Genomic DNA, 23192 nt, shown 5'->3' with positions numbered 1-23192 from the left:
GACACGCCCCGTCAATCGGGTGACATTTCCATGTTGAAGCATCTGAAAATCCGTACGAAAATCATCTCGGTCGTGGCGCTGCTCGGGCTGGTCACGATGGCCGGCCTGATTTATGTCATCGCCGAGTTCCGCCGGGCGGACGCCGCCTACAGCGCCTTCATCGATCATGAGGCCCAGGCCTCGATGCTGAGCGCGCGCGCCAGCGCATCGGCGGTGGCCTCGGTGCTGCAGGTCACCCTGCTTGCCGACATGAAGCCGGATACGCCGGCGTACCAGACGGCGCTTGCCAAGCCGAGCAAGCTGCCACAGGCGCGTGACCAGATGAAGCAGGCGCTGGCGCTGGTGCCCGGCCGCAAGGCAGCGATCGATGAGATCCAGGCCGGCATCAATGAGATCGAAAGCCTGGCGAACAAGATCATCGAGCAGAGCAAGGTCAAGGACAGCGCCGGCGCGCTTTCGAATGTCGCGCTGATCACTGCCAAGCTCGGTGCGCTGACGCCGAAAATGACCGCCAACAACGACGCGATGATGGCAATGCTCAACGACGGCGGCGACGCGCTCTCGGCGTCGGTCAACGGGCGGATCGTCTTCTGTTTCGTGCTGATCGGCATCGCCGTTCTCCTCGCCGTCGGCTTCAGCGTGGTCGTCGCCCAGATGGGCATCGCCGGCCCGATGACGCAACTGCGCCAGCGCATGACCCGGCTTGCCGAGGGTGACACCACCAGCGAGATCAGTGGCCTCGATCGCGGCGACGAAGTCGGTCAGATGGCAAAGGCGGTCTCGATCTTCCGCGACAACGCAATCGAGCGTGCAAAAATCGAGGCGCGCGCAGAGGCCGACCGCAATGTCAGCGACAGCGAGCGCCGCGAACGCGAGGCGCAGAAGACCCGCGAAGCCGCCGAACTCGACCGCGCCGTCGCAGCCCTCGGCGATGGCCTGCGCCGCCTCGCCGCCGGCGATCTCGCCTCGCATATCGACGAGCCCTTCGTCGCCCATCTCGATGCGCTGCGCCAGGATTTCAACAACTCGGTCGAAAAGCTCGACGAAACCATGAATACGGTCGGCGCCAATGCCCGGGCGATCGGCGCCGGCGCCAATGAGATCCGCTCTTCTGCAGACGAGCTTTCCAGGCGGACGGAACAGCAATCGGCCTCCGTCGAAGAAACGGCGGCAGCACTCGAAGAGATCACCACGACGGTGCGCGACGCCGCCAAGCGTGCCGAGGAGGCGAGCCAGCTCGTCGCCCGCACCCGCCTCGGCGCCGAGAAATCGGGCGAGATCGTCCGCAAGGCCGTCGCGGCGATGCAGCAGATCGAGCAGTCCTCGGTCGCGATCGGCAATATCATCGGCGTCATCGACGACATCGCCTTCCAGACCAACCTGCTGGCTCTGAACGCTGGCGTCGAAGCCGCCCGCGCCGGTGAAGCCGGCAAGGGCTTTGCGGTCGTCGCCCAGGAAGTGCGCGAACTCGCCCAGCGCTCGGCCAATGCCGCCAAGGAAATCAAGTCGTTGATCACCAATTCCGGGACGCATGTGCAGACCGGCGTCTCGCTGGTCGGCGAGACCGGCAAGGCGCTCGATGTGATCGTCACCGAGGTGCAGGAGATCAACCAGCACGTCCACGCGATCGCCGAAGCCGCGCGCGAGCAATCGATCGGGCTGCAGGAGATCAACACCGCCGTCAACACCATGGACCAGGGCACGCAGCAGAATGCGGCGATGGTCGAGCAATCGACGGCGGCCAGCCACGGCCTCGCCACCGAAGCGGCAGCGCTCAACAACCTGCTCGGCCAGTTCCGGCTGACCGGCACGGGCGGTTTTACCGCCAGCGCGCCGATCGCGTCGGCCCGGCCGCCGGCAGCAGCACCGCGCGTGGCTCCCCGCCCGGCAGTCGGGGCCGCCCCGATCCGCGTTGCCAAGGAAGGGACAGCCCGCCCCGCCGCCTCACCGGCCCGCGCCCTCGGCCAAAAAATCGCCAACGCCTTTGGCGCCGGCCCCAGCACTCCGTCGAGCCAGGATCCGGACTGGACGGAATTCTGAGCAGCAGATCTTCGGCGCAAGGCACGGCTGCCTGGTTCGGACCACCGATTGCCCCTCACCCTAACCCTCTCCCCGCTCGCGGGGCGAGGGGACGTGCCCTGCGAGAGATGAACGAGGAACGGAGAGGTCGCGGCATGGTCCCTTCGCCCCGTTTACGGGGGTCCGAAGGACGGGTCGAGACCCGTGGCTCGACCCGGGTCGGTGGCGGCAGCCCGATGAGGGGCGGACGGCGGACGCCGCCCTTTCCCTTTGAGGCTTCGCCTAACCCGGCCGCCAACCAATCTCGACCAGAATGTTTCCAGGCGCCGTGCAATAAAACAGCCAGCCACCGCGCATGGCGACCGGCGGGCCGGACAGCGCAGCACCGGCAGCAACAAGCCCGGCATGAACGGCATCGACGTCCGCCCTTTCAGGCAGGATGAAGCCGATATGATAGGTCTGGCGGCCCATCTCCACCTGATCGGCGGTGCCGAATTTTGCGATTGGGTGGCTGAAGACGATTTCGAGGCCGGCATCGTCTTCCAGGATGGCCAGTCCGTTCTGGCCGCGCATATCCTTCAGCGTCAAGCCGAAATGGCGGATGAAGAAATCCGCCGTCGCAGCAATATCGGGTACGTGAAAATCGAGATGATTCAGGCGCATGACAGTCTCCATTCGAAAAAATCCCGGGACTGCCTTTTGCCGTCTCCGCACGCCGCCGGGATCCCGCATCTTGATGCGGATCACGTCGCGGGTTCTCGTGCCATGGCACGGAGCAGAGCTTCGCGAGAGCGCTCTTGACGCTCCAGCGGAAGGAATCGGGCTTACCTCAACCGATCCTGCCTTTTTCGACCCTGCCGATCTAGCAGACGGCATCGATTTCGGCAATGGATGACGGTGCGGCTGGTGAAACGGGATTTTCAGCCTAATATCTATAAGTGGCTGCCGACCGCGCGATCACGGTGTCCCCGGCGACGCTTCTCGAAGGGTTGGAGAGCGGCATGGGCGTTTGTGTCGTGAACTCTATCCGGCAAGGCGCAGAGTGATATTATTCATGGCATTGGGAGGGGGTAAATATGAAACCTGCAGTCATCGGCCTGATCGGCACGCTCGCTCTCGCGGGATGCAACACCGTCAGCTACAGCGGACCTGGCCTCGAACCCATCCCCGGCAGCATCACCTATAGCGGCCAGCCGCGCAGCAAACTCACCAAATCACCCCCAGGCTCCGCCTTCCCGCATGATTTCATCGACCAATACGGCCGGCAGGTCGAGGAAACCTACATCATCCAGCCCGATCGGAGCCTGATCATCGCGCATCGGCGGTACAAGCCGATCCGCTTTTTCGGGGATTAGGCTTGGTCGGCGTGAAACTTGTTGGATCAACCCGTCAGGGCCAGCCAATCACCGATCGTTTTTCCGTAACGCCGCGTGGAGCGGATGGCCGGAGCCGGCCGCTGTTGGGTTGCCACCGTCCTTCGGATTTCACGCGGGCTCAGCCTGAATTCGTGGATGAAGGCGCGCGTAAAATTGGCGGCGACCTCGAAACCGGCGGCTTCTGCGATTTCTGAAATCGGCCTGTGGTCGGCCGAATTGCTGAGATCCGCATAGGCCTGCAGCAATCGCCGCTTGCGAATATAATTGAGCACGCCTCCGTTCGCTTCAAACAGCTGGTAAAGCCGCGTACGCGAAATCCCCAACGCGCGGCACATCATGTCCGGTGTCAAGTTTTCCGAATGGAGATTGACGTGAATGTAGCGGTGCGCCCGCTCCATCAGTCCCATGTTGGTCTGGCTTTGACCGGTATCAGTCCTTGTGGACGATGCGGCGCCCGCAACGACCATATCGCCGATGGTTTGGATGATCCGGGGCACTTCCTCTATCGTCAGATTGCCGAGGTTCGTTTCGAGGCCCGTGAGATAGCCCGTGAGCAACTCGGCGTGGCTGCCCAAAAGAACCGTGCTGCCGGCGTTCTGGAGAAGGCTCGCATCGCGAGCCAGCAGCTCATAGGGCAGGAACACGAGCAAAGCTTCGGCATCGGTCATCCGTCCGCGATAGGGGCTGCCGAGAGACATGAAAAATATCTCGCCGGCACTGGTCTCGGTGACACGACGGTTGACCTCAGTCCAGGCTTGGCCGCTGCGCTGCAGGCCGACGTTCCAATGGTCGATGGGGCTCGATCCAAGCATGGCCTGATCACGGATATATCTGTGGGCATGCGCGCGCTGCTGGACGATGAGGATATCGCCGAGATGCCAGCCGATCTGCTCCGCGAGGAACCCGTCTTCCGGTGATTTTCCCTCCGGCAGATGAACATCCACGAGCGGCGCCATATGTGCCCCCCAGGCCTGGAATTGTTCTGCCGGTGGCAGGTCCTGCGTCGAGAATCGCAGCGGCACGAGTGCAGGGGAGCCATGGGGTGGGCGTTCCTTGCGCATGGCCGGTTCACGCGGCCAGCGCCGCCGTTCCATATGCGCCGGCCGTTCCTGTTCCGCGGCAGGATCATCGTCGGATTCAGACCCTGTAGCCATCCAATTCCTCCAGCGCATAACCCGACCCGAGCCATGGAAATTGAGAAAAGCAATTGTTTTTGCGGCTGAAATCTCCGCAGAACTCCGTCTGCAAAAGCGGAGGTGCTCGAACAGTCACCTCCATAAGTTGTTTATCATATTCCTCTTCGCTCTGAAATGTACGGAGCGATAATTTCCAGGACGTGAGGATAACGACAATTGCCTCCCTTAGCTGTATCTAAATAAACATCGGTGCTTTCCAAAAGAAAAACCGGACGAATAAAATATTCGCATGATCGAACGACTTAGTTTCGCGGCGTAGCGAAGTAACTATCGAAGATCCCATAGCAAAATCTGAAAACACGGGAGGTAGTCGTGAACTATCTTGGTAAGATTCGTGCTCGCTCTGCGCAAACTTCGGCTCGTGATGCAAATGATCCATCCGGAATATCCCGTCCTCCCAAGAGAGTTCTTGTCGCCGGCGGTGCAGGTTTCCTCGGATCACATCTGTGCGAGACGCTTTTGGCCGCCGGACACCAGGTGATCTGCCTCGACAACTTTTCCACCGGCATGCGGCCCAATATCGCCCATCTGAAGCGAGTCGATCGCTTCAATGTCGTCGCCCACGATATCGTCCACCCACTCGATCTGGACGTCGACGAGATCTATAACCTCGCCTGCCCGGCATCGCCCCCGCATTATCAGGCCGATCCGGTCCATACAACAAAGACCTGCGTGCTGGGCTCCCTCAACCTTCTGGAGCTGGCCGCGCGCACCGGCGCACGCATCCTTCAGGCATCCACCTCCGAAGTCTATGGCGACCCGAACGTCCACCCGCAAGTCGAAAGCTACTGGGGAAACGTCAATTCGTTCGGGCCGCGCTCCTGCTATGACGAGGGCAAGCGGTGCGCCGAGACGCTGTTCTTCGACTTCCACAACACGCACGGCGTCGAGATCAAGATCATCCGCATCTTCAACACCTACGGCCCGCGGATGCGTCCGGACGACGGCCGCGTCGTCTCGAATTTCATCGTACAGGCCCTGACGGGGCAAGACATCACGATATATGGCGACGGTTCCCAGACCCGCTCGTTCTGTTTCGTCGATGATCTCATCGGCGGCATGGTCCGCATGATGGCCTCACCGTCATCGCTGACGGGGCCTGTCAATCTCGGCAATCCGGGCGAATTCACGATCCGGGAGCTGGCCGAGCAGGTAATCGGATTGACCGGCTCCCGGTCGCAAATCATCCGTCGCGCTCTGCCGGTTGACGATCCCCGGCAGCGTTGCCCCGATATTTCGCTTGCCATGCGGGAACTCGACTGGCGGCCGAAGATCGACTTGTCGAGCGGCCTGCGTCAGACGATCGACTATTTCGATGGCCTTCTCACCCGTCCGGGACGCGAACTGGAGGCGGTCTGATGGATGCGCCCCGGGTCCTTGTCACGGGCGGTGCCGGCTATATCGGCAGCCACACCGCCAAGCTCCTCCGCTCGGAGGGGATTGAGCCTGTCGTCTACGACAATCTCACGACCGGAAACCGTTCTTCCGTGCGCTGGGGCCCTTTCGTCGAAGGTGACGTCCTCGACTCGCCATGCCTGATCGAAGTCATCGAGAAATATGCTCCCGACGCCGTCATCCACTTTGCCGCCTCGGCCTATGTGGGCGAGTCCGTGCAAAACCCAGCGAAATATTACAACAACAATGTCTGCGGTGCATTGTCGCTTATCGATGCCTGCCGGCAGACGGGGCTTCAGAACGTCATCTTCTCATCGAGTTGTGCCGTCTACGGCGTCCCCTCCGTGCTGCCGATCGATGAGACCTTGCCGAAGGCTCCGATCAATCCCTACGGCAAGACCAAGCAGATCGGCGAGGATATGCTCGCCGATTATGCGGCGGCCTACGGCCTGCGGTATGTTGCCCTGCGTTACTTCAATGCCTGTGGAGCCGATCCGGACGGCGAGCTTGGCGAATGGCACGTTCCGGAAACCCATCTCATTCCGCGGGCGCTGCTGGCCGCGGCCGGCCGGATTCCGCACCTGGAAATATTCGGCGATGATTACGATACCCCTGACGGGACCTGCATAAGGGACTATATTCACGTCGCAGATCTCGCGCGCGCCCATGTTCAGGCCTTCACCCATCTCGCCAAGGGCGGAGCAAACCTCGCTGTCAACCTCGGCACCGGGCGGGGTTTTTCCATCAGGGAAGTCCTGCGCGTGATCCAGGAAACGACCGGGTGCGAAGTCCCGGTCGTCATCCATCCACGCCGGCCGGGCGATCCGCCCAGCCTCCACGCCGACGCCAGCCTGGCCCGCCAGACGCTCTGCTTCCAGCCTCGATATTCCGACCTCGAAACCATCGTGCGGACGGCGGCTCCGTTCTTCGGACTGGAGGCGCGCGCGTGACCGAACTTGCAATTACCCAGACGACGCATACTCCGGAACCCTCCCACGAGCCGCTTCTTGTCCCGGTTCTGACCGGACATCGGCGGGCCGAATATCTGTTCTTGGCGGCCGTATGGGCCTGCGCCCTCGCCTATTTCTGGATCTGGTGGCTGGAGCCGCGCCATCACGTCGATGCTTTCGGCACAATTACGGTGAGCCTCGTTCTTGCCTGGGTTACCGCTCTGCCGGCCTATTTCATCGTCGTCTTCTATCGGGCGGCAAGACCGAACGGTCCCTTGCGCCTGCCGGCGGGCAGTCGAGTGGCCATGGTCGTGACCAAGGCGCCGGCGGAACCCTTCTCGGTCGTCAGTGAAACCCTGCTGGCAATGCTTGCCCAGGAGGTGGAACACGACACCTGGCTTGCCGACGAAGACCCTTCCCCCGAGACTCTCGACTGGTGCTCCGGGCACGGGGTCCTCGTCTCGACCCGCAAGGGGCGATCCGATTATCATCGGACGTCGTGGCCCCGACGCACGCGGTGCAAGGAAGGCAACCTCGCCTTCTTCTACGACCACCACGGCTACAACAGCTACGATTTCGTGGCGCAACTCGATGCGGATCATGTTCCCGCGCCCGACTATCTCTTCCACATGCTGCGTCCGTTCGCCGATCCAAAGGTCGGCTATGTCTCGGCCCCCAGCATTTGCGACAAGAACGCTTCCGAAAGCTGGTCGGCACGTGGAAGGCTCTATGTCGAGGCCAGCATGCATGGCTCGCTCCAAGCCGGTTACAATGGCGGCCTGGCGCCGCTGTGCATAGGGTCGCATTACGCGGTACGCACCGTCGCCCTCAAACAGATCGGCGGCCTCGGCCCGGAGTTGGCTGAAGACCATTCGACGACATTGATGATGAATGCCGACGGCTGGCGGGGTGTGCATGCGCTGGATGCCATCGCCCATGGTGACGGCCCTAGAACCTTCAGCGATCTCGTGACGCAGGAATTCCAGTGGTCGCGCAGCCTGGTCATGGTGCTGTTGCGGTACTCGCCGAGCCTCGTCGGCCGGCTGCCGCCCCGGCTCAAGTTCCAGTTCCTGTTTTCGCAACTCTGGTATCCGCTTTTTGCGTTCTTTATGTTGCTCATGTTTGCGTTGCCGATCATCGCGCTCATGCGCGGCCAGAACTTCGTGACGGTGACCTATCCAGATTTCCTGGCGCATTTCGCACCGCTTTCTATCGCTCTCGTGGTGATGGCTTATCGCTGGCGCGCCAGCAGCTCGTTCCGCCCCTACGACGCCAAGATCCTGAGCTGGGAATGCATGCTCTTTCTCTTCGCGCGCTGGCCCTGGGCGCTCGCCGGCACGCTGGCTGCGGTGCACGATTTTGCGACAGGCTCCTTCGTCGATTTCCGCGTCACGCCGAAAGGGCGGTCCGAAGTCGATCTGCTGCCGGTGCGTGTCCTGGCGCCCTACGCTTTGCTGGCGCTCATGGCGGTATTGCCCGCCCTGGCAATCGGCGATGCCGGCGCCTCCAAGGGGGGTTACTTCTTTACAATCTTGAACGCGGCAATCTACTGCGCGCTGCTGTTGGTCATCGTCGGGCGCCATTCGAAGGAAAATATGATTGCGGCGGCGCCGCGTTTCTACCGTCCGGCGATGGCGACCGTGCTTCTTGCGCTCGTCGCGCTGCCGGGGGTTGCAACCGTCATGCGCGGACAGGATGCGACCGAGGCACTCGCCTGGGGCAGCGGCCGCCTTCAGCTGTTCGAAGAGCGCTATGCCGTCTCCGGTGCAGGCCGGGGCGGGACTGCCCTGCGCACAATCTTCTTCAAACCACGATGGATTTCCGCTCCGGAGGAGATCCAACTGAGAACGGATGCCGCTCACCCGGATGTGCGGCCGAGCGTAGAGGAAGTACACAATGCATAGCCCATCCAAAATAGCCCTGTTGTCGTTAACCGGCCTGTTGCTGTCGGGAGTCGCGGTCCTGCCGACCGCTCTGGGCAGCTTTGCCGAAGGGCAGCCGCTTGCAATGACGACATCGTCCATTGCGCCGCCGACCAAAATGCCGGTCGTCACGAAGGAGTCGATCACGTTCGGCGCCTATGATCCGCACGGAGATTTAGGCGCCTCGCCCGATTCGAAGATCGAACACCTCTTCCTGCCCTGGGAAGATGTCGATCTGGGCACGCTCACCCTCGCCGACAATTATGCGCAAGCGCGTGGCCGCACCCTGCTGATCTCGGTCGAGCCGTGGACCTGGTCAGCCGATTGGCGCCAAACCTCGCAGGAACTGCTGCACAGCATCCTGGACGGTTCGCGCGATGCGAACATGGCCGCCATCTGCTCGACTGCTGCCAAGCTGAAAAGTCCGGTCATCATTCGCTGGGGACAGGAAATGGACGAAACCGACAGCCAGTTCTCCTGGTCGCATTGGCAGGGCGCCGATTATGCCAAGGCCTATCGCCGGATGGTGGAGGTCTGCAAGGTCCACCTGAAGACGGCCAAATACATGTGGTCACCGAAGGGCAATGAGGGGCTTCAAGCCTTTTATCCCGGCAACGATGTCGTCGATCTCATCGGGCTCTCGGTCTTTGGCCTGGAGCAATACGACAGGGACAAGACTGGCCGTGACCAGACGTTTGCCGAGCACCTTGCGCCCGGATACGCCCGTGTCGCCGGTTACGGCAAGCCCATCATGGTTGCCGAACTCGGCTACGAAGGCGACGATTCCTTCGTGCGAAACTGGGCTGAGAGCGTAACGAAACGCTATCCCCAGTTCCCGGCGCTCAGCGCCGTCATCTACTTCAACGACCGTGAAGTCTATCCGTGGCCGGACGGCTATGGCCGCCCCGACTGGCGGGTCGTCCGCGAAGGCATCAATTGAACAAGAAGGAACCTGACCATGTCGATGCTTCAAAAAATGCTCCTGGCGGCGGCCCTGACCAGCGGCATCGCCACGGCCACGGCCGCGTCCGCTGCCGGAACCAATGAGCCTGCGGGGATCGAGACCGCAAAGCCGATGAGCAGCGCGGAAATCTATCGGCTCTACAACCAGAATTCCTGGATGTGGAAAGCCGGCGCCGGCTACTTCTCCACAAAGGCGCGTCGCTTTACCGCCTGGTCGCGGGAAAATGGCTCGCCATCCTTCGGCATGGGCCGCTGGTTCATCACGGAGTCGGGTAAACTCTGCTTCAACGCCGACTGGCACGCCAAGACCGGAACGGCGACGGCAATCACCTGCTTCAGCCACCGCAAGAAGGGCGGCCTGATCTATCAGAAACGCGAACCGGACGGTGAATGGTACGTTTTCAAGAGCGCACTGGCACAAGCCACCGACGAATTCGCAAAGCTTCGCCACGGCGACTACGTAAGTTCTCAATTGGGGAGGATTGAGACGAGCGTCAGTAGGACCAAATAAAGGCGAAGCTAGGGGTTGCGCGCGGCCGAGGCGCCATCTGTTTCCTTGTAGGAGCCGATGCCTGCGCGCAACCCTTTTCATAAAAGATCGCGAAGCGCCTTCAAAAGGCGGCGAATGCCGGTCAACCGCGCACCCGACTCACCAAATCGCCTGTTGGTTCCGCCTTTCCGCATGATTCTATCGACCAAAACGGCCAGCAGGTCGAGGAAACCTCCATCATCCAGCCCGGCAGGAGCCTGATCATCGCGCACCGCCGGTATAAGCCGATCCGGTTTTTCGGGGATTAGGTTTGGTATCGCTTGGAGGAAGTGGAGCGGGTTATCTGCTTCGGCTCAAACGATATTCTTTTAGCGGCCGGAATACCCACCGACGTGCCTTCTCCGTCGTCAGCGGATCGAGTAGATCGCTCGCCTCGTGGATGCTGCACGGTTTGAAGCCGATTCCAGCCAATCCGACATGGATTCATGCTCCTTCCGGCAACGCGATCCGCATTCCCTAATAAATCACCTTGCAAATCCGAAATGCAACTGCCGCATGCTCGTGAGCTCCCCCCTGATGCGAGTGTTCGCTCGGAAGGGCAGTTCCAGTAACTCTAGGTCTCGTGCCCTCGTGCGGAACCGTAGTGTCGCGATCGAGCGTGCCTTTGCGCTGGCCTCCTCCCAAAGGAGTTGTAATGCCTTCCACGTTGTGCGTGTGCTGACCGCCGACATGTTCGTGTGACCCATCTCCTTCGTTGGTAATCGGGCTTCCAGCGACGTTCTTGCTCACCTTCAGGAGCCGCCCGTCGAATTGGTCGGTGACGTCTTGAAATTGTCTTCCGGGACATTTCCTTTCCATCAAAATATAGGAGCCGACAGGCACCCTGTTCGCCTCGACTTCCGCCTCCATCAGTTGTATGCGGCCAACCGCATCGGTTAGCATGTCCGTCAGTTCTCTTGTGCTGAAGGGTGGAGCATCGGTTGCGTTTTGAGCAATGCCCTTCGCCTCAAAAGCGCAAAGTAACAATCCCGTGGCTGCAGTTAGTACTACGATCCGTCGCATTTGACTCTCCCTCATAAGGTAGAGTTATTTACTATCAAATCTACTTTAAAATGAAAATTACACAATTAGGGTAGCAATAAAGCATCGCTACCGCTTATGAGTATGTTCATTCGTCCCCTGATGCAGCGGGCAGGTTATGCTGACTCTGGGAATGGTCGCGCAGAATGGAGGGTCGGTTGACCAAAGAACCCCAGCTAAGGAATCGCTTGAATTAGCAACGGCGACCTATGAAGACGGAAGGATCCGCATTGATCGGGCGCTCATTGACTTCCCAGACCAAGCATCGGGGCTATGGCAATCGCAGCGGGACAGCTACTCACGTTTGCCAGTTATCGAATTCCAATATCTCGGGATGCATACGTTACTGTCGGATCATCGGGGTAGCTACATCCAGATAGCCTGAGCCACAACATAACGAATCCGTCGCACAGTAACGGGCCCGATGAGATAGACCTGCTTCAATTGATAATCTGAGGCTTTCGCTACTTGTCCGACGGTTAAATAACCGTTCGCTCGCAATCGCCCAATCTTGTCCTCTGTTAACCCGTAAGGGTAAGCTGTTGATTTTGCCAAAACTCCAACTGGCTTAGTTAAGATTGCAAGTTCGCCGCTTTCGTCTGCAAGCGTGGGGAGAGTAAGGGATTGAAATGTGTTGCTCGAAACGTGAATCTCAGAAATTTCTGGAGTTCCTGCAATCCACTGCTCCATGGCATCGATTGAGAGACGTTGGCTGGGCGTCTTATCGAGCAGATTACACAGGTTGATCGCGAAAACCGCTCCTCGCCCCCCAGATTTCATCGCCCGAGAAGCCTCCCGCCGGGAGATAAAGCCAAGATATTCAAGAACCTCAAAAATCTTACCAAACTGCGCGAGGAACTGCCTGTGTATGAGAACGCGATCCTGAGAGACCGCCTTGCCTCTGGAGGCTTTTACAGCATGATCTACTATGGCTTCCACTAGGTCACGGGCAGGTTCAATGAGGGGCTCATATACCCCGAGCTTCGGAGCAACTTCGTCCATCAGTGGCCAATAGTAGTCGGTCGCGAGCGCCAGAAGACATGTGTTTACGTCTGGAATGCTTATTCGTTCAGTTTGATCAAAACGATTGCAAGCAAGAATAAAGCCACGCATGTTTCCAACAACAGCTCGGCCGATGAGATTCGCAAAATGCTCAGGAGAAAGTCTCTCTGAAAATCGCTCCGACAAAGCAATATTGGGATATCGAGCTTTCAACACCTCTAAGAAAAAACTCTTATCTTTTGCTACGTCTGAGCGACTTATTTCCAAGACCGTAGAATCATTATAAACGTCGAAGCGCGTTCCGAATTTCGTAACGCCAGGATAAATTGACGCTTTGCACGAAACTAAACTGCTGGATATAGTACGAAAAAGGTCGAAAAATACTTCAAGCGGCTTCTCGCGGCCGATATGCGCAGCGTCATCGAAAAGCAAAACAACACGCTTATGAGCGAATTGAGCCAATGTGCTCAAAGCTTGCTGAAGCGAAGCAACTTCATTGACAACCGGGAACGAAACCCGGTGCTGCTGTTCTGCGAGTTCCTCTTGTATTTTCTTAGAGAGCAACTGGCAAAAATGCATGACATATTCATCGCCGTCGGACTGCAGCAGCGGCAAATAGCGCAAGCTAACATAGACCGGAATGACCGCGCCGAGCTCGCGCATACGACGATGAGCTTCGAGCAAGAGCGCACTTTTTCCACTTCCTCGGCCTCCACGAATCAGGACAGGGCCATGAGCAACAAGTTTGCGGATAATGACGTCATCATGCGATGAGAATTTATGGATATTAGCAAAGTCTGCAGGTGGGCATTCTTCGGCCGCCAAAATCAACGTGGCGTCGATTTCTTCTTCTAATTGAGTTATCACGGCACTATCTCTCTTAGTTGAATGTAAGATTCTACCGCCGCCTCTGCACTCAAGGACGCGTACGCCGTAGGTACAAAATGCGATATTAGGCCCAACCCTGCGATATTAACGATTGTATCTCTAATTAACGTTTTGACCGTTACTTCGTCCATTTGCAGGCTGCTGCTAAAAAATTCCCAATGCACTCCCTTGGACAACTGTGAATACAGCTGCCTGAATCTTCCTTTGATCTCTGATATGTATTTCTCGCTTTCTAACGAACGCATATCGTCCAGTTGGGGCGCATCATTTCCCTCAATATAATCCAGCATTGCATCCACTGCGGGGCGCCAGTACACGTGCTCGAGATGTGCAGAAAACAACGAGCGACTGATTTTTACTAACTCGTGATCTGCGTCCCACAAAACCGCAGACGGTTTTTCTTCTGGAATCACGTCACCCGCCCACGAAAACGCTGACTTGACGCGTCTGCCTGAGAGGTACTCCGGCCTTGATTGAAACTCGCTCAGGTAGAGGATTCTGAAGGGGTCAAGCCGACCGACCAGCGCCGCGCATCCGTTCTCAAGGATAACGCGTGCGCAAAATGGGCCGAAGATCGTGACTTCATCCGATGAAGCCGCTGTAAGATAATGAATAGTTCGATCGGAGAAATTTGCCAAAGACGCATTTAATTGACTTAGCGCTATCTTGCCCAGCCCCTCGGCGGTTGGTGACCCGCATAAGAGCGGCGGGAAACTCGTCATTGTCACTCCTGTAATGAGAGCCACTCTACTTTCCGCGTGCGAGGTCTTGATAGACTCGGGTTCTCGACGAAAATTCCATGTTCTTGATCAAGATAACTGCGTGGATACGAAAAACAGCCAGCCACCATGTGATGATTTCATTTATCAATCAACCCTAAGGCGCAGACAATCTGTGTGCGTATAATAATCAGCTGAGAAAGCCGTCAAGGGATTGAAATACACCTCCGTTTTCCAGAGGCTTCGTTTATCAACCACGTAAGGAGCTTCCTTCGCACGCACCATGGCTACATTCAGCAACTTTAAACGTCTCTCTACCGCCGTACTCACCTCGCTGCTGAGGATCGAGCGGCCTCCCAAAATCAAGAAGATTGCCTCGGCCAACAATCGATACAGCCCCTCCGCCAGCGTCCTTGTGGCCCTCTCTCCGCGTCTGAGCCTCTGCTAAACTGAGTAATGGGTAGGTTCCAAACCTAATAATCTTCCGCTTACCGAAGTAAGCGTAGTCGAACCTCCGTACCGGCTTTCTAAAGGTAGAGGTGCTAACCGTTTGAGCTTCATGCACGTTGATAGAAGCCGATCGACTAACAAACTGAACGTGAAGTGAAAGGCAGCTGGAGCGGGTGAAGGGAATCGAACCCTCGTATTCAGCTTGGGAAGCTGCTGCTCTACCATTGAGCTACACCCGCGATGCGCTGAGATTTCCAACAGATGGGGGCGGCTGTCAAGTCGCGCCGGACGCAACGTCTCAGATGCGGAAGTGCTTCGAGAGTTTGAGGCCCTGGGCCTGGTAGTTGGAGCCGAGGCCGGAGCCGTAGAGGCTGGCGGGCTTTTCCTGCATGTGTTCGTAGACGAGGCGGCCGACGATCTGGCCGTCTTCGAGGATGAAGGGCACCTCGTGGCTGCGGACTTCGAGTACGGCGCGGCTGCCGCGCCCGCCGGCCGGGGCATGGCCGAAGCCCGGATCGAAGAAGCCGGCATAATGGACGCGGAATTCGCCGACCAGCGGATCGAAGGGGGTCATCTCGGCGGCATAATCCGGCGGCACATGCACGGCCTCGCGCGAGACGAGGATATAGAACTCGTCGGGATCGAGGATCAGCTCGTTGCGGCCGCGGCTATAGAGCGGTTCCCAGAAATCATAGATGTCGTGCTGATCTTTCTTGTCGACATCGACGACGGCGGTGTGATGTTTGCCGCGATAGCCGATCAGGCCGTCCTTGTCGCCGGCAAGGTCGATCGACAGCGCGATACCGCCGCCCGATACGTTCGGCTGCTTGCTGGCGACCAGGGTCTCGCTTTCATGCAGCTTCAACAATTCCGGCTCGCCGAGCAGGGATTGGCCGACGCGGAAGCGGATCTGCGACAGGCGCGAGCCGCGGCGCACGACGATCGGGAAGGTGCGCGGGCTGATTTCGAGATAGAGCGGGCCGGAATAACCCGCCGGGATCTTGTCGAATTCCTGGGCGTAGTCGGTAATGACGCGGGTAAAGATATCGAGGCGGCCGGTCGAGCTCTTCGGATTGGCCGAGGCCGACATGTCGGCCGGCAGCGCCAGGCTCTCCATCAGCGGCACGATGTAGACGCAGCCGGTTTCGAGCACCGCGCCTTCGGTGAGGTCGATGACATGCAGGCTCAGCCGGTCGAGCTTGTCGGACACCAGGTGCGAGGGCCCGGGCATGAAGCTGGCGCGCACGCGAAAGGCCTTGGCGCCCAAGCGCAGGTCGAGACTTGCGGGCTGGATCTGGTCGCGGTCCAGCTCCCGTTCGGAGATCAGACGCTCCGCTTCGAACAGCGCGGAGATCGCGCGATCCGCCAGAATTCCCGTTTCACGAGCCATCATGCCTCATCCATCATTTGCCGCCGACAAAACCAAACTCGGGGAATTGACGCAAGCAGCTAACAGCAGTATTGCAGAATTATCCCGTGGTGATTTGGCCGGTCGGCTTGCAGCCACGTTAAACAAGTGGCTAAAAAGACCGGGTTGAAACCGGTCTGCTTTTGCGACCGGTTTTTTTGTTATGTGAAGGTGATGGCATGAGCAAGACCTGGCGCCCGGCAACCCAACTCGTCCACGGCGGAACGCTGCGTTCGCAATATGGCGAGACCTCCGAGGCAATCTATCTCACGCAAGGTTTCGTCTATGACACATCGGAAGCGGCCGAAGCCCGCTTCAAGGGCGAGACCGACGGCTTCATCTATGCCCGCTACGGCAGCCCCACCAACGACATGTTCGAAAAGCGCATGTGCATGCTCGAAGGCGCCGAAGACGCCCGCGCCACCGCCTCCGGCATGGCGGCCGTCGCCGCCGCAGTCCTCTGCCAGGTCAAGGCCGGCGACCATATCGTCGCGGCCCGCGCCCTGTTCGGCTCCTGCCGCTGGGTTGTGGAAACATTGGCGCCGAAATACGGCATCGAATGCACGCTGGTCGACGGCCGCGATCTCAAGAATTGGGAAGAGGCGATCCGGCCGAACACCAAGGTGTTCTTCCTGGAAAGCCCGACCAACCCGACGCTCGAGGTGGTCGATATCGCAGGGGTCGCCAAGCTCGCCAACCAGGTCGGCGCCAAGGTCGTGGTCGACAACGTCTTCGCCACGCCGCTGTTCCAGAAGCCCTTGGAGCTCGGCGCCCACATCGTCGTCTATTCCGCCACCAAGCATATTGACGGCCAGGGCCGCTGCCTCGGCGGCGTGGTGCTTGCGGACAAGGAATGGATCGACGAGAACCTGCACGATTACTTCCGCCATACCGGCCCGGCCATGTCGCCGTTCAACGCCTGGACGCTGTTGAAAGGCATCGAGACGCTGCCGCTGCGGGTGCGCCAGCAGACGCAGAATGCGGCGAAGATCGCCGACTTTCTGGCCGAGCAGGGCAAGGTCGCCAAGGTGATCTATCCCGGCCGCAAGGACCATCCGCAGGCCGATATCATCGCCAAGCAGATGACCGGCGGCTCGACCCTCGTCGCCTTCGAGCTGAAGGGCGGCAAGGAAGCGGCCTTCGCGCTGCAGAACGCACTCGATATCGTCAAGATCTCCAACAATCTCGGCGACAGCAAAAGCCTGATCACCCATCCGGCCACGACGACGCACAAGAACTTGACGGAGGAGGCGCGTGCCGAACTCGGCATCTCTCCCGGCACGGTGCGCCTTTCGGCCGGCATCGAGGATACCGACGACCTGATCGAGGATTTCGCCAAGGCGCTTGCCAAGGTCTCGGCCTGACCGACGGGAATAGCGGCCGGACCCATTCGCGGTTCGGCCGCTGCCGGGCCTCGCTCCGTGAGGCCGGACCTCACTCCGTGAGGCCGGGGGGAACAAGTTCGCCCGCGCCGGCGTTCGGAGGTAAAATTAACACTGACGATTAGGCTTAACGATCGAAAACCCTTCGATCATGACGGTTTCATCACTGATCAACGTTCCGTTCCTTGACGGACATGGCCTCTTTATAAGATACGGGTAACATATCTTGACTAAGGTGCAAGGCATGTATCGCGCCCTCACAAAGGATATCGAAGTCGTCGTCGAACCGTTCTATCTGGAGGAGCAATCCGACCCGGAAGACGATCGCTATGTCTGGGGTTACCGGATTGTCATCAGCAACAATTCCGGCATAGCCGTTCGCCTGGTCAACCGTTACTGGAACATCACCGACCAGAACGGACAGGTGGACGAAGTGACAGGCCCCGGCGTCGTCGGCGAACAGCCGCGGCTCAGCCCCGGCGACACCTACGAATATTCCTCCGGCTGCCCGCTCGACACCCCCTCCGGACTGATGTTCGGCCATTACCAGATGGAAACGGACGAAGGCGAGATATTCGATGTCGACATCCCCGCCTTCTCGCTGGATTCACCGGGGCTGCTGCGGGTGCTTAACTGACGTATGATCCCGAAATCGAGCGCAGATTGAAAGCGGCAGAGGGGCCCAGCGCGTCCTATGAGCGCAGGGCATCCAGACGTCATCTTCCGTCAATCATCTGCTAAGGCGCGTCGCGATCTTTCAGGTTCGCGTGCCGCGCTTTAGGTCTTTGTTTTTCGTATGTCTTTGCTAAAACTGCTGCACGCGCGACATGCTTTAAAGGTCAAAAGGATCCGAGGCCTGAGTACCTGGCTTTGCTTCAAACGGATCTTTTGATTGTGGCGGCGCCGGCTGTTGGGCAACGGCAGCATTTACCGCTTTTTGGCAGGCGAGCATCTCGTCGGTTGCCTTGACGGAATTTTTTAAACTCAGGGCAACAATCTGTTTTCCGTTAAAGGTCGCGCGAAAGCTCAATTTACGAGCGAACTCGGCAACCAAGCTCGAATCCTTAAAATCGATCCATAATGCCTTAAAGCCATCAAGGTCCACGGCGCTCGCATCAACTGTCCATTTTGAGCGATCTAAATAAAATTCAAGGGGATACTGCTTCCCGTCTTCCAAGGATTTCCAATTTACATTTCCAATCAGAATGTAAAAAGGACTTTCCTTTTTGACATAATTGAGGCCAAGACGAAAAACCGTGCCGTCTTCGAAGGAAGTCAGAACAAAGCAGCCGTTGCCTAGGGTCTTGTCGACAGCCACCTTCCAGCCGCCGACTTCTTTCCATTGGACTGTCTCGTCATCAGCCAAGCTCATTCGTGGCACCGCAGCTATGAGTGCGAGTACAAAAAACAAAAGTCGCATCAACGCCCCATCCCGCTTTCTTAGGCCAGAACCAAGAAACAGAATAGGTGCACAGTGACTACGCAAAGTCGAGTCACCGTGCTGCATCATCGCTAATCTTTTATTGCTCGCTGTGCGTGTCCTCAACCTTCGGCCGGCTGAAGCTCGGCCGGCTCGAAGCGGTAGGTGGTCGAGCAGAATTCGCAGGTGACGGCGATTTCGCCGTTTTCCTGGCTGGCCTCGATCTCCTCGGCGGTGAAGCCCTTCAGCACGCCCTTGATCTTGTCGCGCGAGCAGCTGCAGCGGTCGAAGACGGCGCGCGGTTCGTAGACGCGGACACCGCGCTCGTGGAACAGGCGGAACAGCAGCCGTTCGGTACCAACCAGCGGATCGGTCAGTTCATCGGCGTCGATGGTCTCGACCAGCGAACGGGCTTCGAGCCAGGCATCGTCCTCACCATGCGGGCGGCTGCCGGTGTCGCCGTCGCCGCCGTGGAGATCCGGCCGGCGCATGCGCTCGGGTGCTTCCGGCAGGAACTGGGCGACAAGGCCGCCTGCCCGCCAGCGATGGCGCGGCTTGCCGGCATCGTCGCGATCGAAGAGTTCGGCTGCGGCCAGGCGCACCCGTGTCGGGATCTGCTCCGACTGACGGAAATAGACGCCGGCAATCTCCTCGAGCGAGGTGCCGTCGAGTTCGACGATGCCCTGGTAGGGCTGGCCGAACTTGCCCTGGTCGATGGTGAAGGCGAGCACGCCCCGGCCGAGCAATTGCTCCGGCTCGGTTTCGCCTGCTGCGATCGCTTTGTTCAGCAGCGCCTGATCGAAGCGGGCATAGGCGCGGACATTTTCCGGCGTCGCGAAATCGGCGACGAGAAGATCGACCGGGCCATCGCCCTTGGTCTGCACCGTGAACTTGCCGTCGAATTTCAGCGAGGTGCCGAGCAGCACCGTCAAGACGACGACTTCGGCAAGCAGGCGGGCGACGGGTGCGGGGTAATGATGGCGCTCGAGGATCGCATCGAGCATCGGGCCGAGCTGGACGGCGCGGCCGCGCACGTCCAGACCCTCCACCTGGAAGGGGACGACATGGTCATCGCCGGCGAAATCAAACTGGCCGAGGGCGGCTGCAGCTTCTGCCATGGCTTTACTCCTAGTTTCGGAGCGATGGGTCAGCGTGCCCTTCGCTCGCGCGGCCGCAGGTCTATGACTCGCGGCATCCGATTATGGTTCAGATCGCGCCCAGGCACCAAGCAAGAATCGACTTCTGCGCATGAAGACGGTTTTCCGCCTCATCGAAGACCACGGATTGCGGACCGTCGATCACCTCGTCCGTCACTTCCTCACCACGATGAGCCGGCAGGCAATGCATGAACAATGCATCATTGCCGGCCTTCGCCATCAAGGCCGCATTGACCTGGTAAGGCTGGAAGACATTGTGACCCCGGGCCCGATGTTCCTGATTCATGGAGACCCAGGTATCGGTCACCACGCAATCGACGCCTTCGACCGCACGGTCGGCATCATGGCAGAGCATGATTTCGGCGCCCTCATTGCGGGCCCAGTTCAGATAGTGATCCTTGGGCTCCGAACCAAGAGGCACGGCCATGTTCATGCGATAGCCGAAGCGCGCAGCCCCTTCGACCAGCGAATGCAGCACATTGTTGCCGTCGCCGGTCCAGGCGATGGTCTTGCCCTTGATCGGGCCGCGATGCTCTTCGAAGGTCATGATATCGGCCATGATCTGGCAGGGATGGGTGTCATCCGTCAGCGCATTGATGACCGGCACGGTCGCATGCTCGGCAAGTTCCAGCAGCCTGGAATGCTCGGTGGTGCGGATCATGATCGCATCGACGTAGCGCGACAGCACCTTGGCGGTGTCGCCGATCGTTTCGGCGCGGCCGAGCTGCATTTCGGTGCCGGACAGGAACAGCGTTTCGCCGCCGAGCTGGCGCATGCCGACATCGAAGGAGACGCGGGTGCGCGTCGACGGCTTTTCGAAGATCATCGCCAGCATCTTGCCGGCGAGCGGCTTGTCGCCGGTGCCGGCCTTGAAGGCCTGCTTGCGGGCGAGCGCATCGTTCATGATGGTTCTGAGATCGGCAGAGGTGACCGCCGAAAGATCGAGGAAATGTTTAGGAGCCATGGTCTTCTTACCTGTCTGCGCCCGAGGGCGGCAATCTCTTCAAGCCGTCTTCTTGACCTTGGAGGCGCGAATGCTCTCGGCGGCGCGCTCGATGCGGGCAAGACCCTCGCGGGCTTCCTCGGCGGTGACGACGAGGGGCGGAAGAAGGCGGATGACGTTGTCGCCGGCGGGCACGCCGAGCAGATGGGCGGCGCGGATCGCCTGCAGCAGTTCGGCCGAGGGAATGGCGGCCTTGACGCCGAGCAACAGCCCCTCGCCTCTGATATCCTCAATCACATCGGGATAGCGATCCTTCAGCGAGGCGAGGCCCTGGCGGAAAACCAGTGCTACGTCGCGCACCTGCTGGAGGAAGCCATCGGCGAGAATGATGTCGAGCACGGCGCTGCCGACGGCCATGGCAAGCGGATTGCCGCCATAGGTCGAGCCATGGGTGCCGGCCTTCATGCCGGAGGCAGCCTCTGATGTGGCAAGGCAGGCACCGAGCGGGAACCCGCCGCCGATGCCCTTGGCGACCGCCATGATGTCGGGGGTGACGCCCGACCATTCATGGGCGAAGAGCTTGCCGGTACGGCCGACGCCGGTCTGGACCTCGTCGAGGATCAGCAGCAGGCCGTGTTCGTCGCAGATCTGGCGAAGCGCCTTCATGAATTCGGGGGTGGCGGGACGCACGCCGCCCTCGCCCTGCACCGGCTCGATCAGGATTGCAGCCGTGGCATCGGTGATCGCGGCGCGCACCGCTTCGATATCGCCGAAAGCCACCTGATCAAAACCCGGCGCCTTGGGGCCGAAGCCTTCGAGATATTTCTCCTGGCCGCCGGCGGCGATCGTCGCCAGCGTCCGTCCGTGGAAGGCGCCCTCGAAGGTGATGATATGGAAGCGCTCGGGATGGCCCTTGGAATACTGATAGCGGCGCGCCGTCTTGATCGCGCATTCGAGCGCCTCGGCGCCCGAATTGGTGAAGAACACCTTGTCGGCGAAGGTGGCGTCCGTCAGCCGTTTGGCCAGGCGCTCCTGGCCGGGGATCTCATAGATGTTGGAGAGGTGCCAGACCTTGTCGGCCTGCTCCTTCAGGGCGCCCACCACATGCGGATTGCTGTGGCCGACCGAGGTGACGGCGACGCCGGCGCCGAAATCGAGATATCGCTCGCCGCTTTCGGTGATCAGCCACACGCCCTCGCCTCGCTCGAACCGCAGCGGGGCACGAGAATAGGTGTCATAAAGCGGCGCGGCTTCAGCCATGGCGCGATCTCCCGATCTAAAGTTATGGGGCGACTGACTCCGGCTAAGAAAACCAGGCCCGAAAAATCAAAAATGCCGCCTTGCGGCGGCGACTGGCACTATTTCCTTTTCGCGCTGCAATGTCAACAAAACTGCGCCCTTAGCGCATGCAGCAAGGGTGTGCAGCGGCATTTTCAGTCTTCAACAGGCATTATTGCAGAAATGCCACGCAGGGGCAGCAAGTTGGGGAAAACTACGAATTCGATTCATCCGGATTCATGCGACTCTTGTCACGGAGTCAGCCTCACACTAGGTTAAAGTTCAATTACTAGACTGCATGCGGCGGAACTAGTCACCAAAATTGATCAAGCGTTTCTTGTTTCGGAGCTCCCGGGACAACGGTGAGGGATTCTGCCATCACCAACGCAAAAGGTGGAGACAGGGCATGAACTGGACAGACGAGCGGGTCGAGAAACTCAAGAAGCTTTGGGCCGAAGGACTGAGCGCCAGCCAGATCGCGGCGCAACTTGGCGGTGTCAGCAGAAACGCTGTTATCGGCAAGGTTCACCGACTGAGCCTTCCGGGCCGTGCCAAGGCCGGCGGCACCAGCACCGCGGCGCGAACGCCGAAGCGCAATACAGCGGCACCGCGCGCGCCGAACTACGCCTCTCGCGTCACCACCCGCACCGTTACCCGCCAGCAGGGCGCAACGATGCTGAAGGAAGAGATCGAGATCGAAACGATCGAGGAAATGGAATATGTGCCGAGGGGCAACGTGGTCGTGCCGATTTCGCGCCGCCTCGGCCTGACGGAACTGACCGAACGCACCTGCAAGTGGCCGGTCGGCGATCCGCTGAAGGACGACTTCCACTTCTGCGGCTGCGAATCCCCCGACAATTCGCCCTATTGCAGCTATCACCAGAAGCTCGCCTACCAGCCGGTCAACGAACGCCGCCGGGCGGCAGCGCGGGCTGGCTGAGCGGCAGACATCGTTAGAATGCAGAAAACGGGCCGAGTGGCCCGTTTTTTTATGCGTGGATGGAAGCGCTCATTGCGGCTATGGCTGCCCCTCACCCTAACCCTCTCCCCGTAAACGGGGCGAGGGGACGTGCCACACGAGAGGTGTAGGAAGGGGAACGGAGACGTCGCGGCGGGGTCCCTTCGCCCCGCGAGCGGGGAGAAGGTGGCGGCAG

General features: G+C 59.6%; 20 protein-coding genes, 1 tRNA gene and 1 riboswitch. Of the genes, 10 read left to right on the top strand and 11 right to left on the bottom strand.

Features of this window, described 5'->3' with window-relative positions; all coding sequences use genetic code 11:
* Positions 1 to 30 precede the first annotated feature (30 nt).
* Complete coding sequence (locus PO860_RS00970; protein WP_275038012.1) at positions 31 to 2040, top strand: methyl-accepting chemotaxis protein; 2010 nt, start codon at positions 31 to 33, stop codon at positions 2038 to 2040.
* A 261-nt stretch (positions 2041 to 2301) separates the two neighbouring features.
* Here PO860_RS00970 and PO860_RS00965 read toward each other — a convergent pair whose 3' ends face one another.
* Positions 2302 to 2682: a VOC family protein gene (locus PO860_RS00965; RefSeq protein ID WP_275038011.1), complete on the bottom strand. Its 381-nt coding sequence runs from the start codon at positions 2680 to 2682 to the stop codon at positions 2302 to 2304.
* 413 nt (positions 2683 to 3095) lie between these two features.
* On the opposite strand from PO860_RS00965, the gene PO860_RS00960 reads away from it, so the two are divergent.
* Positions 3096 to 3374 carry a hypothetical protein gene (locus PO860_RS00960; protein ID WP_183605589.1) on the top strand — a complete coding sequence of 93 codons (279 nt, stop codon included), beginning with the start codon at positions 3096 to 3098 and terminating at the stop codon, positions 3372 to 3374.
* Positions 3375 to 3400: 26 nt separating this feature from the next.
* On the opposite strand, the gene PO860_RS00955 is transcribed toward PO860_RS00960, so the two are convergent.
* On the bottom strand, positions 3401 to 4549 hold the full coding sequence (locus PO860_RS00955) for a helix-turn-helix domain-containing protein (protein WP_275038343.1): 1149 nt from the start codon (positions 4547 to 4549) through the stop codon (positions 3401 to 3403).
* A gap of 354 nt (positions 4550 to 4903) precedes the next feature.
* Between PO860_RS00955 and PO860_RS00950 the strand changes: the two genes are divergently transcribed.
* The 5 genes from PO860_RS00950 to PO860_RS00930 are packed head-to-tail and all read left to right on the top strand — an operon-like array spanning position 4904 to position 10332.
* Positions 4904 to 5950, top strand: a complete 1047-nt coding sequence (locus PO860_RS00950) for a UDP-glucuronic acid decarboxylase family protein (RefSeq protein ID WP_275038010.1) — start codon at positions 4904 to 4906, stop codon at positions 5948 to 5950.
* Positions 5950 to 6936 carry a UDP-glucose 4-epimerase GalE gene (galE, locus tag PO860_RS00945; protein WP_273879784.1) on the top strand — a complete coding sequence of 329 codons (987 nt, stop codon included), beginning with the start codon at positions 5950 to 5952 and terminating at the stop codon, positions 6934 to 6936. The genes PO860_RS00950 and galE overlap by 1 nt, the downstream gene beginning before the upstream one ends.
* A complete protein-coding gene (locus tag PO860_RS00940; RefSeq protein ID WP_275038009.1) occupies positions 6933 to 8840 on the top strand; it encodes a glycosyltransferase family 2 protein in 1908 nt (635 codons plus the stop codon). The genes galE and PO860_RS00940 overlap by 4 nt, the downstream gene beginning before the upstream one ends.
* A gap of 19 nt (positions 8841 to 8859) precedes the next feature.
* Entirely contained in the window at positions 8860 to 9798 is a 939-nt protein-coding gene (locus tag PO860_RS00935) for a glycoside hydrolase family 26 protein (protein ID WP_275038342.1), read from the top strand.
* 18 nt (positions 9799 to 9816) lie between these two features.
* Positions 9817 to 10332, top strand: a complete 516-nt coding sequence (locus tag PO860_RS00930) for a DUF995 domain-containing protein (RefSeq protein ID WP_273883628.1) — start codon at positions 9817 to 9819, stop codon at positions 10330 to 10332.
* Positions 10333 to 10827: 495 nt separating this feature from the next.
* On the opposite strand, the gene PO860_RS00925 is transcribed toward PO860_RS00930, so the two are convergent.
* From PO860_RS00925 to PO860_RS00905, 5 genes are all read right to left on the bottom strand, one after another.
* Positions 10828 to 11373, bottom strand: a complete 546-nt coding sequence (locus PO860_RS00925; RefSeq protein ID WP_273883629.1) for a hypothetical protein — start codon at positions 11371 to 11373, stop codon at positions 10828 to 10830.
* A gap of 384 nt (positions 11374 to 11757) precedes the next feature.
* Positions 11758 to 13260, bottom strand: coding sequence for an ATP-binding protein (locus PO860_RS00920; protein ID WP_273883630.1), 1503 nt, complete (start codon positions 13258 to 13260; stop codon positions 11758 to 11760).
* Positions 13257 to 14003, bottom strand: coding sequence for a hypothetical protein (locus PO860_RS00915; protein ID WP_273883631.1), 747 nt, complete (start codon positions 14001 to 14003; stop codon positions 13257 to 13259). Before PO860_RS00915 ends, PO860_RS00920 begins: the two co-directional genes overlap by 4 nt.
* 612 nt (positions 14004 to 14615) lie before the next feature.
* Positions 14616 to 14689: transfer RNA gene (locus PO860_RS00910), tRNA-Gly, on the bottom strand.
* A gap of 59 nt (positions 14690 to 14748) precedes the next feature.
* Positions 14749 to 15843, bottom strand: a complete 1095-nt coding sequence (locus PO860_RS00905; protein ID WP_273883632.1) for a 2'-deoxycytidine 5'-triphosphate deaminase — start codon at positions 15841 to 15843, stop codon at positions 14749 to 14751.
* Between the two features lie 73 nt (positions 15844 to 15916).
* A riboswitch (SAM riboswitch) is annotated at positions 15917 to 15995 on the top strand.
* Between the two features lie 42 nt (positions 15996 to 16037).
* Between PO860_RS00905 and PO860_RS00900 the strand changes: the two genes are divergently transcribed.
* Positions 16038 to 17222 (top strand): O-succinylhomoserine sulfhydrylase, encoded by a 1185-nt coding sequence (locus PO860_RS00900; protein WP_183605582.1) that lies wholly within the window; start codon positions 16038 to 16040, stop codon positions 17220 to 17222.
* A gap of 262 nt (positions 17223 to 17484) precedes the next feature.
* Entirely contained in the window at positions 17485 to 17877 is a 393-nt protein-coding gene (gene apaG / locus PO860_RS00895) for a Co2+/Mg2+ efflux protein ApaG (RefSeq protein WP_183606632.1), read from the top strand.
* 195 nt (positions 17878 to 18072) lie between these two features.
* Here apaG and PO860_RS00890 read toward each other — a convergent pair whose 3' ends face one another.
* The 4 genes from PO860_RS00890 to PO860_RS00875 form a co-directional block, all read right to left on the bottom strand.
* On the bottom strand, positions 18073 to 18660 hold the full coding sequence (locus tag PO860_RS00890) for a hypothetical protein (RefSeq protein ID WP_183605581.1): 588 nt from the start codon (positions 18658 to 18660) through the stop codon (positions 18073 to 18075).
* 122 nt (positions 18661 to 18782) lie between these two features.
* Positions 18783 to 19778, bottom strand: coding sequence for an Hsp33 family molecular chaperone (locus tag PO860_RS00885; protein ID WP_183605580.1), 996 nt, complete (start codon positions 19776 to 19778; stop codon positions 18783 to 18785).
* 88 nt (positions 19779 to 19866) lie between these two features.
* The gene (argF, locus tag PO860_RS00880) at positions 19867 to 20781 is read right to left on the bottom strand and encodes an ornithine carbamoyltransferase (RefSeq protein ID WP_183605579.1); all 915 of its coding nucleotides are present in this window, start codon (positions 20779 to 20781) and stop codon (positions 19867 to 19869) included.
* A gap of 39 nt (positions 20782 to 20820) precedes the next feature.
* Positions 20821 to 22020 carry an aspartate aminotransferase family protein gene (locus tag PO860_RS00875; protein WP_275038008.1) on the bottom strand — a complete coding sequence of 400 codons (1200 nt, stop codon included), beginning with the start codon at positions 22018 to 22020 and terminating at the stop codon, positions 20821 to 20823.
* A gap of 424 nt (positions 22021 to 22444) precedes the next feature.
* On the opposite strand from PO860_RS00875, the gene PO860_RS00870 reads away from it, so the two are divergent.
* The gene (locus PO860_RS00870; protein ID WP_183605577.1) at positions 22445 to 22978 is read left to right on the top strand and encodes a GcrA family cell cycle regulator; all 534 of its coding nucleotides are present in this window, start codon (positions 22445 to 22447) and stop codon (positions 22976 to 22978) included.
* Positions 22979 to 23192 lie beyond the last annotated feature (214 nt).

Source organism: Rhizobium binxianense, from assembly GCF_028994275.1.
Classification (GTDB): domain Bacteria; phylum Pseudomonadota; class Alphaproteobacteria; order Rhizobiales; family Rhizobiaceae; genus Rhizobium; species Rhizobium binxianense.
The sequence above is the reverse complement of the archived record's forward strand: the minus strand, read 5'-3'. Positions and strand labels throughout refer to the sequence as shown.